Source organism: Acidovorax sp. LjRoot38 (genome assembly GCF_964252975.1).
Classification (GTDB): Bacteria; Pseudomonadota; Gammaproteobacteria; order Burkholderiales; family Burkholderiaceae_C; genus Acidovorax; species Acidovorax facilis.
In genome coordinates this window covers 45,550-60,858 of sequence record NZ_CAXUPT020000020.1, presented here as the reverse complement: position 1 = coordinate 60,858, position 15,309 = coordinate 45,550, and the positions used below count along the sequence as shown (strand labels likewise).

General features: G+C 62.7%; 15 protein-coding genes and 2 pseudogenes. 6 read left to right on the top strand and 11 right to left on the bottom strand.

Going from position 1 to position 15,309, the window contains the following annotated elements; translation table 11 throughout:
• Positions 1–45 precede the first annotated feature (45 nt).
• Complete coding sequence (locus tag ACSQ22_RS24290; RefSeq protein WP_436131773.1) at positions 46–840, top strand: sensor histidine kinase; 795 nt, start codon at positions 46–48, stop codon at positions 838–840.
• 144 nt (positions 841–984) lie between these two features.
• Here ACSQ22_RS24290 and ACSQ22_RS24285 read toward each other — a convergent pair whose 3' ends face one another.
• From ACSQ22_RS24285 to ACSQ22_RS24260, 6 genes and pseudogenes are all read right to left on the bottom strand, one after another.
• Positions 985–1,680, bottom strand: coding sequence for a GGDEF domain-containing protein (locus ACSQ22_RS24285; RefSeq protein ID WP_436131772.1), 696 nt, complete (start codon positions 1,678–1,680; stop codon positions 985–987).
• Positions 1,681–1,779: 99 nt separating this feature from the next.
• Positions 1,780–2,115, bottom strand: a pseudogene (locus tag ACSQ22_RS24280) (MASE2 domain-containing protein); the annotation flags it as partial.
• A gap of 48 nt (positions 2,116–2,163) precedes the next feature.
• Positions 2,164–3,216: a diguanylate cyclase gene (locus ACSQ22_RS24275; RefSeq protein ID WP_436131771.1), complete on the bottom strand. Its 1,053-nt coding sequence runs from the start codon at positions 3,214–3,216 to the stop codon at positions 2,164–2,166.
• Between the two features lie 155 nt (positions 3,217–3,371).
• Entirely contained in the window at positions 3,372–3,698 is a 327-nt protein-coding gene (locus ACSQ22_RS24270) for a MerR family transcriptional regulator (protein ID WP_436131770.1), read from the bottom strand.
• Entirely contained in the window at positions 3,695–4,690 is a 996-nt protein-coding gene (locus ACSQ22_RS24265) for a DnaJ C-terminal domain-containing protein (protein WP_436131769.1), read from the bottom strand. The genes ACSQ22_RS24270 and ACSQ22_RS24265 overlap by 4 nt, the downstream gene beginning before the upstream one ends.
• Positions 4,691–4,794: 104 nt before the next feature.
• The gene (locus tag ACSQ22_RS24260) at positions 4,795–5,304 is read right to left on the bottom strand and encodes an Lrp/AsnC family transcriptional regulator (RefSeq protein ID WP_431150772.1); all 510 of its coding nucleotides are present in this window, start codon (positions 5,302–5,304) and stop codon (positions 4,795–4,797) included.
• A gap of 139 nt (positions 5,305–5,443) precedes the next feature.
• Between ACSQ22_RS24260 and glmS the strand changes: the two genes are divergently transcribed.
• Positions 5,444–7,357, top strand: a complete 1,914-nt coding sequence (gene glmS / locus ACSQ22_RS24255) for a glutamine--fructose-6-phosphate transaminase (isomerizing) (protein WP_431150771.1) — start codon at positions 5,444–5,446, stop codon at positions 7,355–7,357.
• 235 nt (positions 7,358–7,592) lie between these two features.
• Here the strand turns inward: glmS and ACSQ22_RS24250 are convergent, their stop codons facing one another.
• Positions 7,593–7,877: an antitoxin gene (locus ACSQ22_RS24250; protein WP_056638830.1), complete on the bottom strand. Its 285-nt coding sequence runs from the start codon at positions 7,875–7,877 to the stop codon at positions 7,593–7,595.
• Positions 7,878–8,113: 236 nt separating this feature from the next.
• Here ACSQ22_RS24250 and ACSQ22_RS24245 point away from each other — a divergent pair.
• The 3 genes and pseudogenes from ACSQ22_RS24245 to istB all read left to right on the top strand — a co-directional run.
• Positions 8,114–8,359, top strand: a pseudogene (locus ACSQ22_RS24245) (transposase); the annotation flags it as partial.
• A gap of 117 nt (positions 8,360–8,476) precedes the next feature.
• Positions 8,477–10,003, top strand: a complete 1,527-nt coding sequence (gene istA, locus ACSQ22_RS24240) for an IS21 family transposase (RefSeq protein ID WP_056637686.1) — start codon at positions 8,477–8,479, stop codon at positions 10,001–10,003.
• Positions 9,996–10,781, top strand: coding sequence for an IS21-like element helper ATPase IstB (gene istB / locus ACSQ22_RS24235; RefSeq protein WP_024815605.1), 786 nt, complete (start codon positions 9,996–9,998; stop codon positions 10,779–10,781). Before istA ends, istB begins: the two co-directional genes overlap by 8 nt.
• Before the next feature lie 201 nt (positions 10,782–10,982).
• Here the strand turns inward: istB and ACSQ22_RS24230 are convergent, their stop codons facing one another.
• Positions 10,983–12,521: an IS3 family transposase gene (locus tag ACSQ22_RS24230; RefSeq protein ID WP_436131768.1), complete on the bottom strand. Its 1,539-nt coding sequence runs from the start codon at positions 12,519–12,521 to the stop codon at positions 10,983–10,985.
• A gap of 331 nt (positions 12,522–12,852) precedes the next feature.
• On the opposite strand from ACSQ22_RS24230, the gene ACSQ22_RS24225 reads away from it, so the two are divergent.
• A complete protein-coding gene (locus ACSQ22_RS24225) occupies positions 12,853–13,080 on the top strand; it encodes an antitoxin Xre/MbcA/ParS toxin-binding domain-containing protein (RefSeq protein WP_082564895.1) in 228 nt (75 codons plus the stop codon).
• Positions 13,081–13,192: 112 nt separating this feature from the next.
• On the opposite strand, the gene ACSQ22_RS24220 is transcribed toward ACSQ22_RS24225, so the two are convergent.
• The 3 genes from ACSQ22_RS24220 to ACSQ22_RS24210 all read right to left on the bottom strand — a co-directional run bounded on the left by ACSQ22_RS24220 (position 13,193) and on the right by ACSQ22_RS24210 (position 15,306).
• On the bottom strand, positions 13,193–13,381 hold the full coding sequence (locus ACSQ22_RS24220; protein WP_146191287.1) for a hypothetical protein: 189 nt from the start codon (positions 13,379–13,381) through the stop codon (positions 13,193–13,195).
• Complete coding sequence (locus ACSQ22_RS24215; RefSeq protein WP_056743877.1) at positions 13,378–14,058, bottom strand: TetR/AcrR family transcriptional regulator; 681 nt, start codon at positions 14,056–14,058, stop codon at positions 13,378–13,380. Before ACSQ22_RS24215 ends, ACSQ22_RS24220 begins: the two co-directional genes overlap by 4 nt.
• Positions 14,059–14,154: 96 nt before the next feature.
• A complete protein-coding gene (locus ACSQ22_RS24210; protein ID WP_056743879.1) occupies positions 14,155–15,306 on the bottom strand; it encodes an acyl-CoA dehydrogenase family protein in 1,152 nt (383 codons plus the stop codon).
• Positions 15,307–15,309: the final 3 nt, after the last annotated feature.

Sequence of the window (15,309 nt, the reverse complement as noted above, 5' to 3'; positions counted from 1 at the left end):
AATCAGCATTGCGAACTGGGCTCGCCCCGCCAAACAGCCCAAGCCATGAACGAACCAGACGCCAGCGCCGGGGACGAGCTGCAGCAATTGCAGGGATTGCGCGCCGAACTGGCCCGCAGCCAGCAGCAGGTGGCCGACATGGCCGCTGCGCAAGAGGAGTTCTTGCGTGCCGTGTCGCACGACCTGCGCGCGCCGCTGCGGCACGTGACGTCGTACGGCACGCTGGTACGCGAGGTGCTGGGCGACCTGCCGCCCGAGGTGCTGCGGAGCGCCGAGGTGCAGGAGGCGCTGGGTTTTCTGGCCACGATGGACCAGTCTGCCCGGCGCATGGGGCTCATGATCGACGGCCTGCAAACCCTGGTGCGCGCCAGCCGCGCGCCGCTGCGCCTGCAGCCGGTGCCGCTGGGCGGTGCCATCGCCCAGGCGCGCGCCGCGCTGGCCGCTGCCGAGGCTGGGCGTGCGGTGGAGTGGCGCATTGCGTCGGATTTGCCCACTCTGCAGGCCGACCCCACGCTGCTGCAGGAGCTGCTGGTGCAAGTGTTGGGCAATGCCCTGAAGTTCACCCGCCCCGTGGCGCACGCGTGCATCACGGTGTCGGCGGATGCTGCACCCGCAGACCAGGTGGCCTTTACGGTGCAAGACAACGGCGTGGGCTTTGACCCCGCGCGCGCGGGCAGCTTGTTCGGCGTGTTCCAGCGCCTGCACCGCGAGACAGAGTTTGACGGCGTGGGAGCGGGGCTGGCGCTGTGCCGCGCGGTGGCGCAGCGCCATGGCGCGCAGATCAGTGCCACGGCGGTGCCGGGCGGTGGCTGCACGGTGCGCGTGTGCTGGCCGGCGTGAGCAAAGATTTGATAATTTGCTATTAAAAATATAGCTCTTTACGCTTGATGGATAAGCGCTGGCGGCAATTTTTATGCTGATTCCTGGGTCCCGCGGCGTTGTCAGCGCCCCGGGCTCAGCAGGTTCAGCAAACCCCCTCCGGGTTCAATGGGTCTGCACCACCGGCGCAGGTGGTGCCGCGTGGGATGTCTGCGCTTCATGGTCTGCCACCTGGTTGCGCCCGGCGTTTTTGGCGCGGTACAGGGCGGCGTCGGCGTCGTTGATCCACTCGCGCAGGCCCGCCTGGTGGGGCGCGGCTTGTGCCAGGCCGATGCTGCTGGTGAGGTGCAAATCAGGCTGGTCGCGCAGGTGCAGGGCCGCGATGCGGCAGCGAATGCGCTCGGCGATGGCCAGCGCATCGGCTGCGCGGGTGCCGCTGAGCACCACTGCAAATTCGTCCCCGCCGTAGCGGCCTGCGTGGTCGTGTGCGCGCACGCAGTCCAGGATCACCTGGCCCACGGCGTGGATCACTTCGTCCCCCACGGTGTGGCCGTGCAGGTCGTTGATGGACTTGAAGTGGTCGATGTCGATCATCAGCAGGCAGGCGGGGCTGCCGCTGGCGTGAAACCGCTCCAGGCTGAGCTTGGCCTGGTCCTGCCAGTGGCTGCGGGCCACCAGGCCGGTCTGGGCGTCGGTGCGGCGCAGGCTCTCCAGCTCGCGGTTTTGCCGCGCCACCGTGCGGATCAGCCGGTAGCTGGACGTGCTGACCGCCAACCCATGCACGATGAGCAGGGGCAGGGTGCACACCACCACCAGCAGCGAGCTTTCCAGGCGCGGCTCGGGCCGCAGCAGCAAGGTCATCAGCAGGCACATGCCCGCCATGCCGGGCAGGGAGTGCAGCCACAGGCGTTTGATGCCGGTGCTGAACTTGTCGTAGGTGGTGATGAGGGCCATCACCACGCAGGGCAGCAGGTTGAAGTGCAGCAGCGGCACCCACATGCCAGCGATGGCCGAGTCGATCAGCAGATTGCGCACTTCGGCCCGGTAGGGATCGGCGCTGTGCCGGGCCAGCAGTTAGGCCAGCTGGGGCCAGACCAGCGCGGTGACCCCCAGCAACCACCACATCCACGCCGGAGACTGGTTGTCGTGCAGAACACTGCCCAGCAACACGGCACCCAGGCCCATGCCCAGCATGCGCAACGGGTAGATGCGGCGGTAGGTCAGCCGCTCCGACGCGGGGCCGATGCCGCCGTGGCGGCGGTAAGAAGCAGGCTGTGGATCGTTCGCGGGGGGCATGGTGGCACGGGGCCGCGAATGTGGTGTGCTGGAACCGGTTCTGGGCTGCTACACCGCAGGCGCCAGCGCTGGCTCCATGCACCCCGCCACGCGGTTGCGCCCACCGTTTTTGGCGGCATACAACGCGGCGTCGGCGGCGTCGATCCAGGCGCGCAGGTTGCTGTGGCGGTGGTCGGCGGGGGCTACGCCAATGCTGCTGGTGATGCGCACGCCGGGCAGGCTGCGCAGGCGCACGCCTTCGGTTTGCTCGCGGATGCGGTGGGCAATGGCCAGCGCGTCCTTGGCGAGCATGCCCGGCAGCACGATGGCAAATTCATCGCCGCCGTAGCGCCCGGCGCAGTCGCCCGCGCGCACGTTGCCGCGCACCACATGGGCCAGCGCGCGGATCACCTCGTCACCCACGGTGTGGCCATGGGCGTCGTTGATTTCCTTGAAATGGTCAATGTCCAGCATCAGCATGCAGGCGGGTTCGTTGCTGGCGTGGTGGCGGCGCAGCGCCGCCTCGGCCTGCTCTTGCCAGTGGCCGCGCCCGAACAGACCCGTGAGCGCATCCACGCGCCGCAGTTCGTCCAGCATCTGGTTGTGCCGTGCCGACTGGCGGATGAGCTGGTAGCTGACCATGCTGACCGACAGCGTGTGCAGCGCCATCACCGGCAGGCAGGCAACCATGACCCGCATGGAGGTTTCCGGCGCCCAGTGCAGGCCGGCCAGCGCCGCGCCCGCCAGCCCCCCGACCAGCATGGCTGGCAGCGCACGCGCCCACAGCCCCCGGATGCCGGTGGTGATCTTGTCCACCATGGTCAGTGTCAGCAGCAACACGCTGGGCAGCAGGTTGAAGTGCATCAACGGCACAAAGCTGGCGGCCAGGGCGGAGTCAATGAGCAGGTTGCGGGTTTCAGCGCGGTAGGGGTCGGCGCTGTGCCGTGTGATCAGGTAGGCCACATGGGGCCACACAAAAGCAGGCAGCACCATGACCAGCCAGGCGGAGACGCTGGCGTGGCGCTCCCACAGCACCACGCCCACCACCATGCCACCGAGCCCCATGCCCAGAATGCGCAGGGGGTAGATGCGGCGGGGCATCTGGCGGCGGGGTGTGGGCATGGATGGATAGGGTGATGCCGCTCGTGCTGCGCTCTGGGAGGGCGGGCTCGCGAAGGGGCTGGGGGGAGCTTACATGCCCCTGTGGGGCGATGCCAGCATGAAATGACCAGGTGCTGCGGCGTGGCCCCCCAGTGTTCCGTCGTGCTCAGCCGTGTTCAACGGCCTTTCAGGTGTCGCAGCTGCTGGCGCAGGGCGGTGACTTCTTCGATCAGGTCCGCCGTGAGCGCGGCCAGGTGCGGATCGGCGTCGAAGGTGAGTTCCAGGTGGGCAATGCGCCGGGCGCGCACCACGGTGGCCCCGCTGAAGCGCCAGGCCGAGCGGTCGCCTTCGCCTTCGGTGCCAGCCTGCAGCAACCCCTCCTGCAGCCGCGCTGCCACCCATTCGGCATCCATGCGGCAGGCGCGGGCCAAGGCGTCCAGCGTGAGGGCGGCGCTGCCATCGTCGAGCAGTTCTGCGGGAGGCGTGGGGGAGTGGGCGCTCATGGCTGGGCTCCTTGCGCAGCGCGCGGGTTGTAGTGGGGAAAGGCCTGGGCCAGCGCGGCGTACGCAGCGCGTTCGGCATCGGTGGTGGCCGGCGGCAGGGCCATATGCAGTTCCAGATAGAGGTCGCCCGGTGGTGTGCCCGGGATGCCCCGGCCTTTGAGGCGCAGCTTGCGCCCCGCCTTCCAGCCTGCGGGCACCGCCACCTCGATGACCGAGCCGCCCGGTGTGCCCACCTCGACCGAGGCGCCCAGGGCCGCCTCCCAGGGGGCCACCACCAGCGGCTGGTAGACATCGCGGCCCTCCGCGCGCCAGCGCGGGTCGGGCTTGAACAGCACCTCCAGAAACAAATCGCCCGCCGGTGCGCCACCCCAGCCCGGGCTGCCCTGGCCAGCCAGGCGGATGAGCTGGCCTTCGCGCACGCCCTGCGGGATCTTGACGGCCAGGTGGCGCTCGTCGCGCACCAGCGATCCGCCATCGGCCTGGTGCGCGCTTTGCAGCGTGAGGGTGCGTTCGGCGCCCTGGTAGGCGTCGGCCAGGTCCAGCTCGATGCGGGCGTGGTGGTCTGCGCCGCGCTGGGTGGGGGGCGGTCTTCCGCTGGTGTGTTCGCTGCGCCCTGCGCCACGCGCCCGGGCGGCACGGCCAAACAGCTGTTCAAAGAAGTCGCTGTAGTCGCCTGGCGCACCACCTGGGCCGCCATGGGTGCCCGCGCCGTCCGAAAACTCGAACCCCGCATCCCAGTGCGGGGGCGGGCGGAAGTCCTGCCCCGGCTGCATGCGCGGTTCTTGCGCAAGGCGGTCGTAGGCGGCGCGTTTTTCCGGGTCGGAGAGCACGGCGTTGGCCTCGTTCACCGCCGTCATGCGCGCCACGGCGTCGGGCTCCTTGCTCACGTCGGGGTGGTATTTGCGCGCCAGCTTGCGGTAGGCCTTCTTGATCTCGTCGGCCGTGGCGGTGGGGCTGACCCCCAGCGTCTGGTAGTAGTCCTTGAACTCCATGCGGCGTGGCTCCTGTGTGTCCAACCACTCTATGCCGATGCGGCGGGAAGGCAAGAGGACTGGGACAACGGCATGCAAAGGGGCTGTCAACCATTTGCTATAAATTAAATAGCTGTTTGCGCTTTCTGATCAAGCGCTAGAGGCACTTTTGTGCCAAATTTCGCCCTGCGGGTTGCAAAGAAGGCCTTCACGTTGCGCACATTGGCATCGCCCGTGAACAGGCGCTGCGACAGCGCCAGGTATCCCGGCATGTCCCGTGTGTGCACCACCAGCACAAAGTCCGGCCCGGGCGATACGCGCCAGCATTGCTGCACGGCGTCGTCGGCCACGGCGCGGGCTTCGAACGCGTCAAGCTGTTCGGCGCCTTGGCGGTCCAGCGACACCTCGACGATGCAGGCCAGCCCGTGGCCCTGAATGGCCGCCAGCCGGTCGGGCTGCAGGATGGCCACCTGGCGCTCGATCAGACCGGCATCGTGCAGGCGCTTGACGCGGCGCAGACAGGTGGGCGGGGAGACATGCACCTGTTCGGCCAGGGATTGGTTGCTCTGCGCCGCGTCGGTTTGCAGCAGGTTGAGCAGCTGCAAGTCTGTGCTGTCGAGTGATATGGATTCCATGATTTTCTATAAATTGAATAAAAATTTCATACAATGCGTTTGATGAAATTTAAGTTCAATTTCATTGAAATATCAATCGATAATTTTTCTCGACGCTGCGTACGATCCGCCCATCGAATCCAACCCAAGGGCAAACACCATGTGCGGCATCGTCGGCGCGGTCTCTACGCGCAACATCGTTCCCATCCTCGTCCAGGGCCTGCAGCGGCTTGAATACCGGGGCTATGACTCCTGCGGCGTGGCGGTACATGCCTCCAGCCTCGATGCAGCGCGCCCGGCAGGCCTGCAGCGCGCCCGCAGCACCGCCCGCGTGGCTGAGCTGCTGGAGCAGGTGACCACCGAACACATCGACGGTGCCACCGGCATTGCCCACACCCGCTGGGCCACCCATGGCGCGCCCGCCGTGCACAACGCCCACCCGCACTTCAGCCACGGCACTGGCGCAGACGCGCAGGCCCAAAGCGCAGGCCGAGTAGCCTTGGTGCACAACGGCATCATTGAAAACCACGAAGAACTGCGCAAGGCGCTGCAGGCACGCGGCTATGTGTTTGTGAGCCAGACCGACACCGAAGTCATCGCCCACCTGGTGGACAGCCACTACAGCGGCGACCTGTTTGAAGCCGTGCAGGCCACCGTGGCCGAACTGCACGGCGCCTACGCCATCGCCGTGATGCACAAGGACGAACCGCACCGCGTGGTGGGTGCACGCGCTGGTTCGCCGCTGATCCTGGGGGTTGGAAACGGGGGCGCAGAGCACTTTCTGGCCAGCGATGCCATGGCCCTGGCGGGCGTCACTGACCAGATCGTTTATCTGGAAGAGGGTGACCTGGTGGACCTGCAGCTGGGCCGCTACTGGATCGTGCGCAAGGACGGTGCCGCACTCACGCCCGAACAGCGCCCCGTGCGCACCGTGCTGGCCCACAGCGGCGCGGCCGAGCTGGGCCCCTACCGCCACTACATGCAAAAGGAAATCTTCGAGCAACCGCGTGCCATCGCCGACACGCTCGAAGGTCTGGCAGGCATCGTGCCCGAGCTGTTCGACGGCGCGGGCCAGCATGGCGAACCTGACGCCGCCGCCTGGCGTGTGTTCAAGGAAATCGACAGCGTGTTGATCCTGGCCTGCGGCACCAGCTACTACAGCGGCTGCACCGCCAAATACTGGCTCGAAGACATCGCGGGCATCCCCACGCAAGTCGAAGTGGCCAGCGAATACCGCTACCGCACCAGCGTGCCCAACCCACGCACCCTGGTTGTCACCATCAGCCAGTCTGGCGAGACCGCTGACACCCTGGCCGCGTTGCGCCACGCGCAGAGCCTGGGCATGCAGCACACGCTGACCATCTGCAATGTGGCCACCAGCGCCATGGTGCGCGAATGCAAGCTGGCGTACATCACGCGCGCCGGTGTCGAGATCGGTGTGGCCAGCACCAAGGCCTTCACCACCCAGCTGGCAGGCTTGTTTTTACTGACGCTGGCGCTGGCCCAATCCAAAGGCCGTTTGAGCGACGAGCAAGAAGCCGCCCACCTCAAAACCATGCGCCACCTGCCCGTGGCCTTGCAGGCCGTGCTGGCGCTGGAGCCACAAATCATCAGCTGGGCCGAAGACTTTGCCCGGATGGAAAACGCTCTCTTTTTGGGCCGGGGGCTGCACTACCCCATTGCGCTGGAAGGCGCCTTGAAGCTCAAGGAAATCAGCTACATCCACGCCGAGGCCTACCCGGCCGGTGAACTCAAGCACGGTCCCCTGGCCCTGGTGACCAGTGCCATGCCCGTGGTCACCGTGGCGCCCAATGACACCTTGCTCGAAAAGCTCAAGAGCAACATGCAGGAAGTGCGCGCGCGCGCTGGCGTGCTCTACGTGCTGGCCGACGCCGATACCCGCATCGAAAGCAGCGAGGGCATCCATGTCATCCGCATGCCCGAGCACTACGGCCCCTTGAGCCCGCTGCTGCACGTGGTGCCGCTGCAGCTGCTGGCGTACCACACCGCGTGTGCGCGGGGGACGGATGTGGATAAGCCCAGGAACCTGGCCAAGAGTGTCACAGTGGAGTGACACGCTGGCTGGGGGTGACTCCTTACCTTAATTGACTAAAGTTATGGACTTTTTCATGTATAAAAATTAGATTTCAACAATTATTTTTCGATTGTGGGAATTTTCTACAAATTTGACTCATGCACTGTGGGTCGTAAAGATAGCTCTGCAGCCTGTAGATAAAGCCCCAAGGGTACCTGTCACCGGAAGCGGTTCGGACGGACGCATGAACGACAAGGAGTCGTGAATCCACGCACTACCTCGGGCTCAACAGGCTGGACGTCAAACCACACGTTCCTGAATTTGGCAAGCGTTCGCGCACCGCCATGAAGTCGGCCGAGGTCTTCACCCCCGAAGCAAAGAAGTCAGACCAATCGGTTGGACGCGGGGTCAACACCAGCCTCTCGCCATCGCGGCGGATGAACACCTCACGGACGGAATCGGCAAACCTGAATCCGGGCGGCAACACTACCGTCTGGGAGCCATTGCTCCAGCCGACGCGGGCTATCAGCAAAGGGTTGGTGGTGTGCTTTTTCGGCATGTCATCCTCCAGCAAAAAGACTGCTTATGCGAACAACTGCCCCCTTCGGCAGATCCTCATTGGCCACTGCCTGAAGCACCGATATCTGCGCAGGAGATAGCGGCCCATCGTCGGTATTCTGGGTAATTAAAGTCGTAAACACGCAATTAAAGTCGTAAACAAGCATCTAGGGAAATCCTGCAAAACCCCCCGCAGTGTTTGGTACATGTCAGCATGCAATGGCATCCTCACAGGCCATGAAGCAAAGCAGCCTTGACCTGAATCTGAGCACCAAGAAGACCCGCAAACAGGAACTGCTGGTCCAGATGGATCGGGTGGTTCCCTGGGCTGCATTGATCGATGTCATTGCCCCGTACTACCCCGAGGGCAAGAACGGCCGCCCACCCTTTGCCCTGGAGACCATGCTGCGCATCCACTGCATGCAGCAGTGGTTTACCTTGTCGGATCTGGCGATGGAAGAAGCCCTCTTTGACACCCCGATCTGTTGACGCCGACCGAAAACTGAGCCACTTTTTGGTGTGATGCCGACCTAAAACTGAGCCAGGTGTTTTACCTACCCTGCTGTTTTGTGCAGCAAGGGAATGAAGAGGGTGATCACCATGGACATGATTGGCAAGATACGGCGGATGCACCGCCGGGACAAGAAGACGAAGCGGGAGATATCGAGGGCCACGGGCCTGTCGCGCAACACGGTGGCCAAGTGGCTGGACGAGGCGCAGCCGGTCGAGCCCAAGTACCGCCGGGAGGCGGCGAAGGCGACCAAGCTGTCGGCGCACGAGGCGGAGCTCAAGCAAGCCTTGAAGGCCGATGCCAAGCGGCCCAAGAAGGAGCGGCGCACGGCCAAGGCCTTGTTCACGCAGATCAAGGCAGCGGGCTACGAAGGTGGCTACACGCGGGTGACGGACTTCATCCGCAAGTGGCGCCAAGGTGAAGGCCAACAGGCGGCCTGCAAGGCCTTCGTGCCATTGACTTTCGAGCTTGGCGAGGCCTTCCAGTTCGACTGGAGCGAAGACGGCTTGCTGGTGGGCGGGGTGTACTACCGCATGCAGGTCTCGCACATGAAGCTGTGTGCCAGTGGGGCCTTCTGGCTGGTGGCCTACCCCAGCCAAGGCCACGAGATGCTGTTCGATGCGCACACCCGCAGCTTTGCAGCGCTGGGTGGCGTGGCACGCCGTGGCATCTACGACAACATGAAGACGGCGGTCGACAAAGTCAAGAAGGGCAAAGGCCGCGTGGTCAATGCGCGCTTTGCAGCCATGTGCGCGCACTATCTGTTCGACCCTGATTTTTGCAACCGTGCCAGCGGCTGGGAGAAGGGGCGCGTGGAGAAGGATGTGCAAGACAGCCGCCGTCGCATCTGGGTGGAGGCGGGGCAACGGCGCTTTGGCAGCTTTACCGAGCTCAATGCGTGGCTGGGCGAGCGCTGCCGGGCTCTGTGGCGAGAGCTGCGCCACCCGCAGCACAAAGCGTTCAGCATCGCCGAGATGCTGGAGCTGGAGCAAAGCCACCTGATGCCGATGCCGGTGGCCTTTGATGGCTATGTTGAGAACCCGGCCAAGGTGAGCAGCACCTGCCTGGTGACGGTGGCGCGCAACCGCTACTCGGTGCCCTGCGAATGGGCGGGGCAAATGGTCAGCACACACCTGTACCCGGCGCAGATCGTGGTGGTGGCCGGCGATGCTATGGTGGCCACGCACGAGCGCCTGAGCGATCGCAACCAGACCCGCTACGACTGGCAGCATTACGTGCCGCTGATCGAGCGCAAGCCGGGCGCGCTGCGCAACGGCGCGCCCTTTGCAGACCTGCCCGAGCCATTGCAGCGCATGCGCAAAGGCTTGCTGCACCAGGAGGGGGGCGACAGGGTGATGGCGCAGGTACTGGCCGAGGTGCCCAAGCAAGGGCTGGACGCCGTGCTGGTGGCGGTGGAGTTGGCCCTGGAGAGTGCGCCGCCATCGGGGCGGGTGAGCACCGAGCACGTCATCAACGTGCTCGGCCGCCTGCAAGCGCAGCCCCTGCCCGAGACGGTTGCGACCAACCTGCAAGTGAGCCAGACACCCCTGGCCGACACGGCGCGCTATGACAGCCTGCGCGCTGGCAGCGACATGCAGGAGGCCGATCATGCGTGAGCTGGACAAGGAGTTCAAAGAGCTGCGCCTGTACGGCATGGCCGGGGCCTGGGAGGACCTGGTCAAGCAAGGCGGCCACGCCACGCTGGAGAGCTCGCGCTGGCTGCTGGAGCACCTGCTGCAAGCGGAAGTCACGGACAGAGCCATGCGCTCAGTGAGCTACCAGATGCACACGGCGAAGTTCCCCGTGCACCGCGACCTGGCGGGCTTCGACTTCGAATGCTCGCCCGTGGACAAAAAGCTCATCGAGCAGTTGGCCAGCATGGCGTTCACCGAGCAGGCGCACAACGTGGTGCTGGTGGGTGGCCCCGGCACGGGCAAGACGCATCTGGCCACGGCCATCGGCGTGGCGGGCATCACGCGCCATGGCTCACGCGTGCGGTTTTACTCCACGGTGGACCTGGTCAACGCACTGGAGCAGGAGAAGGCCCAAGGCAAGGCAGGCCGCATCGCAGCGAGCTTGCAGCGCATGGACCTGGTCATCCTTGATGAGCTGGGCTACCTGCCCTTCAGCCAGGCAGGCGGCGCCTTGCTGTTCCACCTGCTGAGCAAGCTCTACGAGCAGACCAGCGTGATGATCACCACCAACCTGGACTTCAAGGAATGGTCCAGCGTGTTCGGCGATGCCAAGATGACCACGGCACTGCTGGATCGACTCACGCACCACTGCCACATCGTCGAGACGGGCAACGAGTCCCACAGGTTCATGCACAGCACAGCCGTGGCCAAGAAACGCATCAAGGCACGCGAACAGGCCAAGAAGGCTGAGCCGTTCTGAGCGGCTCAAGGGCAAGCCGCTACGGGCTTCGCCCTGCGCGGCTTACCCTCAACGGACGACCACCGAGCTCGATCACCAAGGAGACCAAAACCGACCCAAGGCACTACACTTATCCACAGCCGACCTTCACAGGTTGGCCATTAGCCCTGGCTCAAAATTCAATCGGCACGGTGGGGGTGCGGATAAAAACTTGGACTGGTTTTATGCCGCAAGTCCAAGGCTCACCCGGTATTCGATCGGGCTGAGGGCCCCCAGGGAGATCTTGATCCGCTTCTCGTTGTACCAACGGATGTAGTCGTCGAGCACCTCAATGAACTGCTCAACTGTGACGCTCTTCCAGTCCCGAGGATAGAACAGTTCATTCTTCAACCGACCGAAGAAGCCCTCGCACGCTGCGTTGTCAGGCGAGCAGGCCTTGCGGGACATCGAGCGGGTGAGCTTGGCCTCGCTCATTCTGGATAGCCAGCCAGGCCAGCGGTAGTGACCTCCGCGGTCTGAGTGGACCACTGGTCGATCGCTTGTCTCTGTGACGGTCTCGATGGCTGCATCCAGCATGGTGTTGACCAGCTCTGCATCCGGACTCGTGCCGATGGTCCAGCTCACCACCATCCCGTCGAAGCAATCGATGATCGGCGACAGGTAGACCTTGCCTGCAGGGATCTGGAACTCCGTGATGTCGGTCAGCCATTTCTTGTTGGGGGCTGCTGCCTGGAAGTCACGGTTGATGATGTTCTCTGGTGCCGGGCTGATCTCGCCCAGGTAAGACGCATACCGACGCCTCTTGGGTTTTGCAACGACCAGGCTCTCTTGCTTCATCAGCCGCTGTATCACCTTCTCGGAGATCGGGCCTTGCTCTCTGGCCAGTGAGGCTTGCAGCCTGCGGTAGCCATAGCAGCGGTGATTGGACTCGAAGATCTCGGTGATGGACTGGCGCACCCTCACGTACTTGTCTCCGATTGCCGCGCGGGCTCGATGGTAGAAGTACGAGCTACGCGCAAGACCCAACTGTGCAAGGAGCTCTGGCAGGCCATAGTGCTCCCTGAGGGCGTCAATCAGCAGTGTCTTCTCCCGGTTGGACAGGAGCTGCAGATCGACGCCCAGGCCTTTTTTTAACAGTTTATTGGCCTTGTTCAAGAGGTCCTGCTCAAGGCGCAGTTGCCTGACTTCGTGGCGCAGTATCTCAACTTGGCGCTCGAGCTCTTCACGCTCTTGCGCCTGCGGTGATCGATCGGTGTGTTTCATTGATGCGGGTGCCTCACGCCCCAGAAGCTGGTTCTTCCAGTTGTACAACGTTGGCCGGCACACGCCGAGCCTGTCGGCAACAGCCTGTGCACTTTCCTGCCGGGTGCAAAGCTCCATCACTCCCGCGTGCTTCAAGCTCTCGGGATATCTTCGCTGGCCCACACTGCCGACAAGGGCCATCCTGGCTTCAGGGAATGCCTCGCGGACCCACTTGGTTAGCGTTCCACGCCCTGGATAGCCCAGCGCCCTCATGGTGGCAGCGATGCATCGATCATGTGTGAGGTAGTGCTCGATGGCCGCTGCCTTCTGGCCCTGCGAGAACTTCGGCTCCCGACGGGCATATCCCAGCGGCAGGTCGAGCCGCTGCTGATACTCGCGGTACCACCCCTTCAATGCATTCTTGGTTGGGTAACCCAGCTGACGGATGGTCGGGCTGGTGCGTTTGCCGAGCTTGATGTAGAGCTCAACGGCTCGGATTCGGTCTTCGTAGGAATACATGAACTACCTTCTAGTAGTCCAAGTTTTCGTCCGCACCCCCGGTGGCTCAATTTTGAATCGGCGCCAACACTCAGCCGCGATAGTTGCAGCAGCACGCGCGGTGCTCGCACGTCCAAAATACCCCCCACACTCTTGCACCCCAGCCGAAGACCAAGGCAGTTTTCATATGTCCGCCCAAAGCAAGCGAGCAATTCGCTGAATCGCCCACTGCAGTTCATCGCCTCCATGTTCGTCATGCAGGCGGTGGTAGGGCGGGGAACTCCCTTCAATTCAAGATACCTTGCCCGGACGTGTGCATTGCATTCATCTGGCGTGCAGATCAGAATGGGCCATGGCCCTCGAAGACGATATCGCTACCCTCTCCGCACTTGTTCAGCGTATGGTTGATGAATCAGGAACACCAGTAGGTTTTGACGCGCGGGCTTGGCTTGACCAATGGCTGTTGGAATTGGCACCGACATTTGGTCATCGTCGTCCACTGGATGTTCTCAGCGGACCCGGCGGGCTGGATTTGGTGCGTAGCCACCTCCTGCGCGCGCAATCCGGGGCCTATTCCTGAGCGCAATTGTGGTGCTCTCCATTCATTGAATGCGTCACTGCCCACTAATTCATTGGGCCATCGCACACGCCTTGAAAGCCGCCTTGGATTCCCGTGTGGGCCGACCAGCTTCTCAGCATCCCATCGTCGAAGCAGAAAGACTCGCATTGGCTGCCTCGAAGAACTCGACCACCTTGCCATCCTGATCAAGCCTGAAGACCTGATTCCAGCACCGGTTTCCGCCATGCACGACGATGTCCGCCAGAATTGCCTCACTGCGAAGAACACAACCGGAAGCCCAAGCCTGTTGCGCCAGATTCACGCTTGACTGGGACGAATACCATGCGCAAGAAAACCGATAAAAATATCGGCCACTTCGTCGCTTCCAAGGCTGCCATCGATATGCATCCATTGGGTAATCGAGCTAACAGCGCCCATGAACCAGAACACCGCCAATTTCACGTTGCACGGGGCAATGGAACCATCCTGAACACCCCCCTCGAGCACTTTGCGCAGCTCTTGATCAAACTTTCGCCGACGCAAAGTGATTTTTTTCTGATCCGCCACAGTCATACCGGAGAAATCCTGGAGGATCGCCGGTGCGCCCATTTCATCCGTTAGCAACGAGATGTAGTTCTTAATGAAGACCGAGATCCGACCGAAACCAGTATTTTCCGAAGCGATCGCGTCTTGCAAGACGCGATCTCCCAAATGCATGGCGAGCTCGTGGCATTCGTAGACAAGTTCCTGCTTGTTCTTGAAGTAGTAGTAGAGGGCAGGCTTGGTGACGTTGAGCGTTTTTGCAATCTCGTCCAAGGACACATTCTTGTACCCATGGCGGCCAAATGCGCGCGAAGCTTCCGCAATGACAGCTTGCTTTTTGAGCTGGTACTGCTCATCCGCGCCGCTGACCGCATTGTTCCATTTTGCGCCCTTGCCCGATCTTTTGGCAGCATTGCGTGTCAGTGACTTGGGCTTTGCCTCAATTGGCGTACTCATTGGTGTTGTTTTCCTTGAGGGCATTCGTATCGCTAACTGAGGCAAAGTGTATCGAACTGCTTTCGCCGATAGGCCTGCGGAGAAAGGCCGTGCTCATCAGCCAGCCAAGATACTGCGCGCAATGATCAACTTTTGAATGTGACTAGTGCCTTCGTAGATCTTTGTAACGCGCACATCGCGATAATAGCGCTCGACCGGGAAGTCGTTGACATACCCGTAGCCACCATGCACTTGCAGCGCCGCAGAGCAAACCTTTTCAGCCATTTCGCTGGCATAGAGTTTAGCAACGGAGGCCTCCTTACTGGTTGGCAGGCCCGCATCCGTAAGACGAGCTGCATACAGCATGTACTGGTGCGCCACCTCAACCTGCATGGCCATTTCCGCCAAATCAAAGCTAATGGCCTGCAGTTCGGTGAGTGGCTTGCCATAGGCCTCGCGCTCTTTGGCGTAGCGGATGGCTGCCTCCAGCGCTGCACGGGCAATGCCGATGGCCAGGGCGGCGATTGCGATGCGCCCATCGGACAACAGCGATAGTGCTTTGCCATACCCGCGCCCTTCCTCACCGATCATGTTCTGAACTGGAACACGCATGTTGTCCAGCTGAATCTGAGCCGTGTGGGCCGTGTGCTGGCCCAGCTTCCTTTCGATACGCAAGCATTGGTAGCCTGGATCTTCGGGGTCCGCGATGAACAGGCTGAAGCGGTGACGGGCACCTGGTTCCGCAGTTGCTGCCACGACGAGCGCAAAGCCCGCTTCACTGCCATTGGAAATCCATTGTTTGCTGCCATTGATCACATAAACGTCGCCGTCCCGCTTAGCCGTGGTCCGGATGGCTGCGGTATCCGAGCCTGCATGGGGCTCTGACAATAAAAAGGCACCAATGCGCTTGCCACTGGCCAGATCCGGCAGATGGCGGGCCATCTGTTGTTCGGTTCCAAAACTACGTAACACGTGCGCAGCTGAGTTGTGGACGTGCATCATGGTGGCGAAGCCACCATCGGCCGCTGCGAATTCTTCAATAGCCAGGCAATACTCCACGAATGAAAGCCCGGAACCGCCGTATGCTGGCGGGGCGAGCATGCCCATGAAGCCTACGTCGGCAACTGCCTTGATTTCGTCGTGTGGCCAAGCCCCCGTGCGATCACGTTCGGCGGCCGTGCTACCCACCACTTCAGTCGCGACACGCCGGGCAGACTCCCGAATAATGACTTCTTGTTCGCTCAGCAATGCATTGGAAACGATGCTCATAAA